9 protein-coding genes are annotated in these 11,707 nt (G+C 53.8%); 6 read left to right on the top strand and 3 right to left on the bottom strand.

Going from position 1 to position 11,707, the window contains the following annotated elements:
* The first annotated feature begins 205 nt into the window (after positions 1–205).
* The 5 genes from WKK33_RS01255 (at position 206) to WKK33_RS01235 (ending at position 7,010) form a co-directional block, all read left to right on the top strand.
* Entirely contained in the window at positions 206–3,532 is a 3,327-nt protein-coding gene (locus WKK33_RS01255) for a DUF2723 domain-containing protein (RefSeq protein ID WP_337932123.1), read from the top strand.
* A gap of 110 nt (positions 3,533–3,642) precedes the next feature.
* On the top strand, positions 3,643–4,254 hold the full coding sequence (locus WKK33_RS01250; RefSeq protein ID WP_287770120.1) for a polysaccharide deacetylase family protein: 612 nt from the start codon (positions 3,643–3,645) through the stop codon (positions 4,252–4,254).
* 5 nt (positions 4,255–4,259) lie between these two features.
* Positions 4,260–5,246 carry a tRNA epoxyqueuosine(34) reductase QueG gene (gene queG / locus WKK33_RS01245; protein WP_337932121.1) on the top strand — a complete coding sequence of 329 codons (987 nt, stop codon included), beginning with the start codon at positions 4,260–4,262 and terminating at the stop codon, positions 5,244–5,246.
* Positions 5,247–5,417: 171 nt separating this feature from the next.
* Positions 5,418–5,672, top strand: coding sequence for a hypothetical protein (locus WKK33_RS01240; RefSeq protein WP_215758927.1), 255 nt, complete (start codon positions 5,418–5,420; stop codon positions 5,670–5,672).
* Positions 5,673–5,804: 132 nt separating this feature from the next.
* Positions 5,805–7,010 (top strand): MFS transporter, encoded by a 1,206-nt coding sequence (locus tag WKK33_RS01235; RefSeq protein WP_215758928.1) that lies wholly within the window; start codon positions 5,805–5,807, stop codon positions 7,008–7,010.
* 682 nt (positions 7,011–7,692) lie between these two features.
* Here WKK33_RS01235 and glmM read toward each other — a convergent pair.
* From glmM to WKK33_RS01220, 3 genes are all read right to left on the bottom strand, one after another.
* Positions 7,693–9,081, bottom strand: coding sequence for a phosphoglucosamine mutase (glmM, locus tag WKK33_RS01230; RefSeq protein ID WP_337932119.1), 1,389 nt, complete (start codon positions 9,079–9,081; stop codon positions 7,693–7,695).
* 121 nt (positions 9,082–9,202) lie between these two features.
* Complete coding sequence (locus WKK33_RS01225; RefSeq protein ID WP_215758930.1) at positions 9,203–9,850, bottom strand: DUF4827 domain-containing protein; 648 nt, start codon at positions 9,848–9,850, stop codon at positions 9,203–9,205.
* 131 nt (positions 9,851–9,981) lie between these two features.
* The gene (locus WKK33_RS01220; protein ID WP_337932124.1) at positions 9,982–11,022 is read right to left on the bottom strand and encodes a DHH family phosphoesterase; all 1,041 of its coding nucleotides are present in this window, start codon (positions 11,020–11,022) and stop codon (positions 9,982–9,984) included.
* Positions 11,023–11,052: 30 nt separating this feature from the next.
* Between WKK33_RS01220 and WKK33_RS01215 the strand changes: the two genes are divergently transcribed.
* Positions 11,053–11,331: a hypothetical protein gene (locus tag WKK33_RS01215; protein ID WP_337932117.1), complete on the top strand. Its 279-nt coding sequence runs from the start codon at positions 11,053–11,055 to the stop codon at positions 11,329–11,331.
* The last annotated feature ends 376 nt before the right edge of the window (positions 11,332–11,707 follow it).

Raw genomic sequence — 11,707 nt, 5'->3', positions numbered from 1 at the left:
CAAAGGTCGACAACTTAAACGGAAGGCACAAGTCGGCATATTTCGGATGGTTACCGCATAGCGGCTACAATCCCGTGATTTCTGCCCATTTTACCGAGTGGCACTAATAAAAAAACAAAAAAAACGGGCTATTCTTATCCTCTCTCTCCTCTTTTTATTAACTTTGCATTTTAGGATTGAAAAATCAAAATTAGTCACACAATAAATGAAACAGTACAGATTAGTGGACAATATCCTTGGTTGGTTGACGTTCTTCGTCGCCGCCTTTGTCTATTGTTCCACCATTGAGCCGACAGCTTCCTTCTGGGACTGTCCTGAGTTTATCACTACTGGCTACAAGCTCGAGATTGGTCACCCCCCAGGGGCACCGTTCTTCATGTTGACCGCCAACCTGTTCAGCCAGTTTGTCAGCAATCCCAGTGAGGTGGCCCGCATGGTCAACACCATGAGTGCGCTGCTCTCTGCCGCCACCATCCTGTTCTTGTTCTGGACCATCACGCACCTGACGCGCAAGCTCATCGTGAAGGATTGGAGCAGCCTTACCACAGGCAAGCTCATTGCCATTGAGGCCAGCGGACTGGTGGGCGCCCTGATCTATACCTTCTCCGATACCTTCTGGTTCTCGGCTGTCGAAGGTGAGGTGTACGCTTACTCATCGGCTTTCACAGCTGTTGTGTTCTGGCTCATCCTCAAGTGGGAAGACCACGCCGACGAGCCCCACGCTGACCGTTGGCTGGTGCTGATCTTCTACATGACTGGCCTGTCTATCGGCGTTCACTTGCTCAACCTGTTGTGCTTGCCCGCCATTGTGCTGGTTTATTGCTATCGCCGCTTCCCCAACGTCGAGTCGAAGGGCTCACTCATTGCCCTGCTCGTGTCGTTCGCCATTGTGGCCGCCGTGCTCTATGGCGTGGTTCCCGGCATCATCACCGTGGGCGGATGGTTCGAGTTGCTGTTTGTCAACGTGCTCGGCATGCCTTTCAACACGGGTCTCATCATCTACATCATCCTCTTGGTGGCCGCTACATTGTGGGCCATTTACGAGAGCTATATGGGTCAGAACAAGAAGCGTGAGAACATTTCGTTCCTCGTGGCGTTCGCCCTCATCGGCATTCCGTTCTATGGTTTCGGCTGGAGCGCTGTAGCCATTGGTGTTGTGGTACTGGCCGTGTTGGCCTTCGTGCTCAACCACAAGAAGCTTGTCGACAAGAAGCCCGTTTATCTCGTCACATCACGATTCAAGAATACCGCCCTTCTCTGCATGCTCATGCTGATGATTGGCTATTCAAGCTATGCCCTGATCGTCATCCGCTCGGTGGCCAACCCGCCGATGGACCAGAACTCACCTGAGGATATCTTCACGTTGGGTTCTTACCTTAGCCGCGACCAGTATGGCGACCGCCCATTGTTCTACGGCCAGGCCTACACCTCACAGGTGAAGTTGAAGACCGAAGGCAACTACTGCCGTCCCGTCATGCAAGGTGGCGCACCCGTCTACAGCCGTAAGGAGAAGGCTTCAAAGAACGAGAAGGACTCCTACTTCGTGGTTACCCACAAGGACAAGTACGAATATGCACAGAACATGTTCTTCCCGCGCATGTACGACGCTAACCACGCCCAGGACTACGAGTCGTGGATGGGTGGTGTCAGCGGCAGCGAGGTACCCTACGACCGCTGCGGTGAGAACATCATGGTGAAGATGCCTTCACAGCTCGAGAACATCAAGTTCTTCCTGTCTTACCAGTGCAACTTTATGTATTGGCGTTATTTCATGTGGAACTTCGCCGGTCGTCAGAACGGCATCCAGGGCCACGGCGAGTTGGAGCATGGAAACTGGATTACCGGTATCTCGTTCCTCGACAACGCTCGTCTCGGCGACCAGAACAACCTGCCCGACGAGTTGAAGAACGACAAGGGCCACAACGTGTTCTACTGCTTGCCGCTGCTCTTGGGTCTCATCGGACTTTTCTGGCAGGCCTTCCGCGGCATCCGCGGCATCCGCCAGTTCTGGGTGGTGTTCTTCCTCTTCTTCATGACAGGTCTCGCCATCGTGATCTATCTGAACCAGACACCTGTGCAGCCTCGTGAGCGCGACTATGCCTACGCAGGTTCCTTCTATGCCTTTGCCATCTGGTGTGGCATGGGTGTGGCCGCCATCATCGACCTGCTGAAGCGCTTCCTGAAGAAGGACAGTGTGGTCATCGCAGCCGTTGTGGGATTGGCATGCCTCTTGGTTCCTATCCAAATGGCCAGTCAGACATGGGACGACCACGACCGTTCGGGCCGTTACACCTGCCGCGACTTTGGTAGCAACTACCTCATGACCCTGCAAGACGAGGGCAACCCCATCATCTTCACAAATGGCGACAACGACACCTTCCCGCTCTGGTACAACCAGGAGACCGAGGGAGTGCGCACCGACGCTCGCGTCTGCAACCTCTCTTACCTGTCTACCGATTGGTATATCGACCAGATGAAGCGCCCGGCTTACAACTCACCCTCAGTGCCCATCAGTTGGCCACGACTCGACTACTGCTCAGGCACCAACGAGATTGTGGAGGTCGCTCCTAACCTGAAGCAGCAGGTGCTCGATTTCTACAAGCAAGATCCCGAGGCTGCCAAGGCACAGTTTGGCGACAACCCGTTCGAGGTTAAGAACATCATGAAGTATTGGATTCGCTCTAAGAACGACGACATGCACGTCATCCCGACCGACACCCTCTATATCACTGTCGACAAGGAGGCTGTCAAGAAGAGCGGCATGCTCATGGCTTGCGACTCCATCCCCGACCGCATGGTCATCTCGCTTGCGGGCAAGAAGGCCCTCTACAAGAACGACATGATGATGCTCGAGATGATTGCCAACTGCAACTGGAAGCGTCCTGTTTATGTCGCAACAACTGTGGGAAGCAACTCATACATGAACCTCGGCGACAACTTCGTGCTTGAGGGTCTTGCCAACCGCATCACACCGTTCTCTACGAATCAGCCAAACGCAAAGACCATCGACACCGAGAAGATGTATAACAACCTGATGAACCGTTACCGCTACGGCGGTCTCAGCACTCCCGGCCTTTACATCGACGAGACCCTCATGCGCATGTGCTATACCCACCGTCGCCTCTTTGGCCGCTTGGCCATCGCATTGGCCGCCGAGGGTAAGAACGCCAAGGCTCTGAAGGTGCTGCAGAAGGCAGAGAAGGAGATCCCCGAGTATAACATCCCAATGAACTACATGAGCGGTGCCTTCGACATGGCTCAGGCTTATGCCGCATTGGGCAAGAACAAGAAGGCCTTGGAGATTCTCCACAAGGTATGGACCGACGCTTATCAGTACGCCACCTATTACCTGACGCTCGAGGGGCAGCGCTTCACTTCAGCCAACCGCGACTTCATGGTTCAGTTGACCATCCTCAACCAGATCCATGAGCTCACGCAGCACATCGACGCCAAACTCGCCAAAAAGGAAGGCGCTGAGGTGCAGGCTAAGTTGAACCAGTTCATCGGCAAGGGTGGCCAACCCATGCAGTAAACCCCTGTTCACTTAAACAACCAATCATAAGAGAGCGCCTGACGGCGAAGAGCTTTGCCGATGCAACAGCCCTTCATCCGCCAGGCGCTTTTAGTTAAAACACAATTCAAATGTTTATAGAACAACCCGCAAAGTGGCTGAGATGGCTATATCCCAACGCCCTGTGGCGCATGGACAAGAACGACCATTCGGTCTATCTCACGTTCGACGATGGCCCCATTCCCGAGTCGACGCCCTTCATCCTCGAAACATTGCGCCGCTACAACGCCAAGGCCACCTTCTTCATGGTGGGCGAGAACGTGCTGCGCTACCACGATCTCTACAATCAGATTGTGGCCGAAGGTCATCAGGTGGGCAACCACACGTTCAACCATATCGGGTCGTTCAAACACTGGACCCTCACCTATGCCCTGAACATCCAGCAGGCCAACGACCTCATCAAGGCCCATCTCTTCCGCCCGCCCCACGGCTGGATGCGCCATTCCGTATATTGGTGGTTCCAACGCCGTTACAAGATTGTGATGTGGGACTTGGTGACACGCGACTACTCCAAGTGGCTGACGGCCGATGATGTGGTGCGCAACGTGAAGCGTTACACCCGCAATGGCTCCATCATCACCTTCCACGACTCGCTCAAAAGCATCGATAAGTTGAAAACCGCCCTGCCTGAAGCCCTGGAATGGCTTCAGGAACAAGGCTACGAATTCAAGACCTTCGAATAATCAGCATGCCGCTTTCCCGTCACGATCTCACCGCGCTCATCAAGGCCGAAGCCCAGAAGTTGGGTTTCGCCGCATGTGGTGTGGCCCAAGCCTCCCACGTCAGCGAGGACGAAGAGGCCCACCTCCGTCGGTGGCTCGACGAGGGCAAGTATGCCGACATGCACTATATGACCAACTATTTAGACAAGCGCCTCGATCCCCGTAAGCTGATGGACGGGCTGAAGAGCATCGTGTCGTTGGCCATGAACTACGCCCCCGAACGTCGGTTGGCCGCTGGCGAGCCACAGATTGCCGCCTACGCGTTGGGCAAAGACTATCACGACGTGATGAAGGAGCGCATCCACCGCTTGGCCGCCTTTGTGTCGGAGCAAGTGGGGCGCGAGCTATCCTATCGCGCGTTTGTCGACAGCGGTCCCGTGCTGGAGCGCTATTGGGCCGTGCAAGCGGGCTTAGGATGGGTGGGACGCAACCATCTGCTCATCATCCCCAAGGCCGGAAGCGAGTTTTTCCTTGGCGAGTTGTTTCTCGACATAGAGCTCGATTACGACCAACCCATGGCCAACCATTGCGGCCATTGCCACCGCTGCGTCGACCAATGTCCTACCCATGCGCTGAGCTACACCCATGCGTTCGACGCCCATCTCTGCCTTTCCTACCAAACCATCGAAAACCGTGGCGAGCTGAGCGACGACGCCAAGGCGAAGATGGGTGCGTTCATCTACGGATGCGACCGTTGCCAACTGGCATGCCCCTGGAACCGTTTCGCCCACCCCACCAACATCGCCGAGTTCCAACCGAGCGAAGAATTGCTCTCCATGACGCGCCAACAATGGGAGCAACTGAGCGAGGACGACTATCACCGGCTCTTCAAAGGATCGGCCGTAAAGCGCGCAAAATATGCTGGCCTCATGCGCAACATCCAAAACATGAGCGCCCAAACGAGCGCCACAACCCACCCATCCAACGATGAGCCAACCCCGTCAGAACCCTAAGGGTGATAGGAATTTAACGTGTTCAAAACACATCGTTTTTTGAAAGATAACAGGGGTAGGAAGCCCTCATTTTCGGGTAGGAAGCCCCTATTATTAGCATTCCTTAGGGTTTCCATGATTTTTAACGTCCAAAAGGGCCCTCTTTCGTAATCTTTTTTGTAATTTTACACCATGATTCACACCATGCAAGACGACATCAGCTTGTTCTTCCGCCAGTTTGCCCTCCAGCGGTTGTCACCGGCTGGCTCGGGCAACATTGACCCACAAGCCATCAAGATGATGATGGTCAACCATTGCGAAGAGATTTATCCCGCATTCTCCGAGACCGAAATCTTCAAGCTCCACTACCAACAAGCGGGCCACGACCAGATGGTTGAGGAGTACAAACGATGCTTCACCCTGCTCCTTTCAGGACGTCTGCCGTGATTAACCCTATAGCTAACCAACAACCATACCACACTTAACCCACCATAACGCAGCAAGCGAACAGCGCAGCTGACGTCAACACCCCACAAACAATCACATCGTACCTAATAATACCTAATAACAAATTATTTTATGTCAAACAACAAAACATTCTATGTCCCCTTAGCTTTTGTGGGATTGTTCTTCTTCTCCATTGGCTTCGCTTTGGGCATCAACTCATTCCTCATGCCCGTCCTGAAGGGTGCCATGGACATGTCGGCCGGTGCGTCGAGCCTGCTTCTCGCTGCCACCTTCGTGCCCTTCCTTCTCTTCGGCATTCCTGCCACCAAGTGCATTGAGGCCATTGGCTACAAGCGCACCATGGCTTTATCGTTCGGCATCTTCGCCGTAGCTTTTGCCCTTTTCATCCTGGCCGCCAAAGAGCAGTCGTTGGAGTGGTTCCTCATTGCCAGCGCCGTGAGCGGTGCCGCCAACTGCGTGCTGCAAGCATCTGTGAATCCTTACGTCACCATTTGCGGTCCGTTGGAGAGCGCCGCCAAGCGCATCTCCATGATGGGCATCTGCAACAAGCTCGCTTGGCCTGCCACAACGCTCTTCATCACGTTGGTTATCGGCAAGGGCATTGGCGACATCCACATGGAAGACCTTTACATGCCCTTCGGCATCATCATCGGCATCTTCGTAGCCTTGGCCATCGTTGCCCTGGTAGCTCCGCTGCCCGAGGTGAAGGCCGCCGGTGAGGACGACAGCGCCGATAGCGCCGAGCCTGCCTGCCCTTACGCAGAAGGCAAGACCAGTATCATGCAGTTCCCCCACCTTTTGCTGGGCTGCTTGGCCCTCTTCCTCTATGTAGGTGTTGAGACCATCTCGCTGGCAACAGCCAACGACTACGCCAAGGCGCTCAACCTGCCGGGCGACAACTGGGGCTTCATTCCCTCGATCGGCATGGTGGTGGGTTACCTCGTAGGTATCATTGCCATTCCTAAGTATCTGAAGCAAGACACCGCCATGCGCCTCTGCGCCATCATCGCTGTGGTTGGTTCAGTGCTTGTGGCCGTCATCCCCGACCCTGAGATTTCAACCTACTGCATCTTCTTCATGGCTCTCGGTTGCTCACTCATGTGGCCGGCACTGTGGCCTCTTGCCATGGCCGACCTTGGTAAGTTCACCAAGAGCGGTTCATCATTGCTCACCATGGCCATCGCCGGTGGCGCCGTAATGCCTTGGTTGCAAGGTCTGGCTGTCGACGCTTTTGGTTACCAGGCCAGCTATTGGGTTTGCGTTCCCTGCTTCCTCTTCATCTTCTTCTATGGCATGTGGGGTTACAAGATCAGATAACACATAGGCTATCCAGCAGATAGTTGAATGCTATAAGCCAAACGCCCGATGAGCCCTCCGCTCACCGGGCGTTTCATTTGGTTCGACCTGTTATCCCAAATTCGTCATTAGGCCGAGTGTGTCAAAAAGTCCAAACAGCACATCCCGGAGTGATCAGAAATTCTCAGCTCAGGGCCGAGCGCCCCTGCCGCTTGCCTAAGCAAGAACGACCTGCGGAGGTTAGCGAACAACAAACAAGCACCATGGAAGGAAAAAGTACTGAAACACAATTAATTAGAGTTACTTTTGCCCTTGCAGGGCGCCTGGTATGTATTTGCCCGTTTTACCCAGGGTGTTACCCTAAGGAAGCCATTGGGCTTTCAGCCCGCATAAATTAGACTTGGACTAAGGCTTTCGCCCAGATAGAATAGCACAGAGCTAAGGCTTTCACACACACACATTCATTGGCTATTAGCAAAGGCTTTTCAGCCCACATAGTTTAGGCTTGCACTAAGGCTTTCAGTCCGCTTAGTTGAACTTTGGCACACCCTCTCTATATGTTAGAGTGTGCCATCATCCAACATGTGTAAACAATTGAACGATGCCCACCATGACACACCATGAGAAACAGGCCTGGCTCATGAAACAAAAATAGGAGGAAAGCCGCAATGGCTTTCCTCCTACGCTATGATTGTTGTATGGATTACATGCTGTAAACCACGTCCATCAATTTCTTGCCCAGCTCATCGGCCTCTTCCATGGTCGAAGCCTCGCTGTACACACGGATGATGGGCTCTGTGTTGCTCTTGCGGAGGTGCACCCACTTGTTGGGGAAGTCGAGCTTCACACCATCGATGTCGGTAACCTGCACATCGGCCTGCTGGCCGTACATCTCCTTCACCTTCACGAGGATAGCGTCCACGTCGGTCTCAGGACTGAGGTCGATGCGGTTCTTGGCGATGAAATAGTTGGGGAAGGTCTGGCGCAACTGGCTTGCGGTAAGACCCTTCTGAGCCATAGAGCTCAGGAACAGGCCGATACCCACCAAGGCGTCGCGACCATAGTGGCTCTCCGGGTAGATAACACCACCGTTGCCCTCACCACCGATGACGGCACCTACCTCCTTCATCTTCGTGGTAACGTTCACCTCACCCACAGCCGAAGCGTAGTACTTGCCGCCATGCTTCTCGGTAACGTCGCGCAGGGCACGTGTGGAACTCAGGTTCGACACCGTGGCACCCTTCACGTGGTCGAGAATGTAATCGGCCACCGTTACCAGCGTATACTCCTCTCCATACATCTGTCCGTCCTCTTGGATGAATGCCAAGCGGTCCACATCGGGGTCGACCACCACGCCGAGGTCGTAACCGCCCTTGGCGCAAGCGTCCATGATGCCGCCGAGGTTCTTGGCGATGGGCTCCGGATTGTGTGCGAAGTCGCCATTGGCCTCACCATTGAGGAAGGTAGCCTCCACGCCGAGCGCCTTGAACAGGTCGGGCAGAATCTCGCCACCCACCGAGTTGATCGTGTCGACGATCACCTTGAAGTGAGCCTTCTTGATGGCCTCCACATCCACAAGCTCCAGGGCGAGCACCGAGTCGATGTGGCGCTGGTTGAACGAGTTGTCCTCCGTGTAATGGCCGAGGCCGTCAACGTCAGCATACTCAAAATCCTCTCTTGCAGCGATGTCGAGCACCTCGTTGCCGTCGTCCTTCGTCAGGAACTCACCCTGCTCGTTGAGCAACTTGAGCGCATTCCAGTGGCGGGGGTTGTGGCTGGCGGTGATGATGATACCACCTGCTGCACCACTCCACTTCACGGCGAGCTCTGTGGTCGGCGTAGTGGCCAGGCCGATGTTCACCACATCGTAGCCAATACCCATGAGCGTACCACAGACCACGTTCTTCACCATCTCACCCGAGATACGTGCGTCGCGTCCAACCACGATCTTGTTGCTTGTCGACTTGCCGCTACGGCGGATGAAGGTGGCGTAAGCCGATGTAAACTTCACAATGTCAAGCGGGTTCAAAGTGTCGCCCGCACGGCCTCCGATGGTACCACGGATGCCCGAAATAGATTTGATAAGGGTCATAAGTTATTATATTTCGGTGGGTAAAACTCGTTCCCAATAGGGTTGGAGCTCCACTCATCATGATAGTGTTTTGGTAATGTCGTTGCCCTTGCTCCGCCACGCGGTCAGCAAGGCCGTGCGCTTAGCGTCCGAGCTCGTAGGTGATGTCGTAGAGGCAGGGATACACATACTGCGTAGCGTAAGCGTGTCCCTTGTCGTGCGGCACGATGATACGCACCTTGGCCACCTCGTCACCCTCCTTGGCGGGCCGTCCCACGTTGATGAAGCCCAGCGGCATAAGCCATCCCTGTGGCACCGCCGTGGACGAGTTGCCATACACAGCCTGCAGGAGGCTCTCGCCCCTCACGAAGTAGCCCGTGTAGTCGGCCGAGTTGCGCGTTACGGTCATCTTGTCGACCACGGCGTCCCAGCGCGAGTCTCTGATGTTGGAGAGCTGTATGGTGTCGGTCTTCAGATTATACTCGGTGAAGCGGCAGAGCACCGTAACGGTCTTACCGTTGGGGATAGGCTCGCCACATCCCTTGCGCACAATCTGCATGTAGATACCCGATGATTGGAACAGCACAAACTCGTTCTTCGACACATCGGTGGTGTTGCCCTGAAGCGCAAACTGCGTCTCCGAGATGACGTTGACAGCCGAGTCGGCTATGTATTTGTTGATGGCAGAACGCTCCGCTTTCTTCTGGTCGGCATACGACTCGTCGTCGTTACAAGCCACGAACGCTGTCATGGCGAAAAGAGCCAGAAGCAAATAAGTCAGTTTTTTCATATCCTTGTTTTTGACTGCAAATATACGAAAATTCCACGTGGTACAGGCCCATTGTGCCAATTATTTAATGAATATTGGCAAACAGCTATCGGTCCGGCGCCTTGCGCGAGGCACGAATGGCGTGCGGGGGCTTACTTCTTCAGTTCTTCGGCGTAATACTTAATGGCCTCTCGCGTAATCTTCACGGCCTCATCGAGCGAGCAGTCGAGCTGTCCGCCGCTGGCGTTGAGGTGCCCACCGCCATTGAAGAAGCGCTTTGCCACCTCTTCCACCGAGAAATCGTCGACCGAGCGCAGGCTCACCCACACCTTATTGTCAATGCGGTCGTCCTCGCGCAGCGAGATGCTCATCTTCATGCCCTTGATGCGGAGCGGCTCATTGACCAGTCCCTCGCCATCGCCACGCACGTAATGATAGTCGCGCATCTCCTGGCGGGTCAGCGTGTAGTAGCTGGCGTGGAGGTCGTCGAACACGTTCAACTTCTGGCTCATGAGGTGACCGCGGAGGCGGATGGCCCACGAACTGTAATTATTATATACGTTGCGATAAATCTTGTCTTTGTCGAAGCGCTTGGTGAGCAACTGGCAGACGGCGTAGAAAATCTCGGGCGACGAACTGTTGTAGGTGAAACCGCCCGTGTCGGTCATCATGCCACAATAGAGAGGCACGGCAAACTTCTTGGTCATGCGTTCAAAATCGCCCATCTGCCACACCAGCCGGAACACAATCTCCGATGTGGAGCTGAGATCGGGAAACGACACCTTCATGTCGGCTTCGACCGTAGGATTGAGATGATGGTCGATGAGCACCCTCTTGGCCTTCGCCGTTTCGAGCGTATGGGCCATGCCCTCAAGGCGCTCCACCGCGTTGAAGTCGAGGCAAAACACCAAGTCGGCCTCCTTCATGAGGCGCTCCACCTCATCGGGCCGCTTGTCGTAGCGCATGACACACTGTGTGCCAGGCAACCAATGAAGGAAGTCGGGGTAAGCGTTGGGCACAATGATTTGCGAGCGCTTGCCATAGTGCACACTGAGATATTCAGACCAAGCCAAAGTGGATCCAATGGCGTCACCGTCGGGACGCGAATGTCCGAGGATAACGATTTTCGAGGATGATGAGACGAGGGCGCCAAGCTGCGACACCTGCTCAGGGGTTAGTAGTTGCAAATCCATCATGGGTGCAAAGGTACGAAATATATTCGAATGAGCACCCAATATGGTGACCTGTTTTTTAGAAAATTGCAAAAATTCCCATTAAATTATGTCAAGATATTTAGTGTTTTTGCACCACTCTTAGCATCACCTTCCAGAGAAAAAGAAAGCAAAAACACCAACATTTTTTGCGAGAAACGCCGAACGCCACCGGCTCGTCTCACACGGGGCGTTGCCAAAGATGGCCCATCGAGCCTCGAAAGACCAGCTATCGAGGCACCGTTTGGCATGTTTGGCCGTGCGGTTTGGCGTCTTTCGCAACTCGATTAGGCATCTTTCGCAAAATAATTCCTTACGATTTTCAAAACCTCCGAGCATCCACAACGCAACCATCTGATATTCAACGCGTTGCAAAAGCAGCCCAAAGTGGCTCATAAATGCGTTATTTGGAGCCACAGCCGTTTAATTTTCAAATAACGAAGAAGTTTTTCAAAATTATTCAGCACGGTGCGTTGCCAACTACAAATTGATCTTCCGACATTTGGAGTGATTTGATTTTCGCTTCAGTTCTGGCCTCAGACGGCGCAACAACGAATTACTCGAATTTTCGAATTTTTTCTAATTGCGTTAGCCAAATTCGTTCAAATTGGTAATCGTAAAACGATTACATCAATTCGCTTTCTATGTTAAAATCCAAATATTTTGA

Source organism: Hallella sp. (assembly GCF_037460745.1).
Lineage (GTDB): Bacteria > Bacteroidota > Bacteroidia > Bacteroidales > Bacteroidaceae > Prevotella > Prevotella faecis.
The sequence above is the reverse complement of the archived record's forward strand: the minus strand, read 5'-3'. Positions and strand labels throughout refer to the sequence as shown.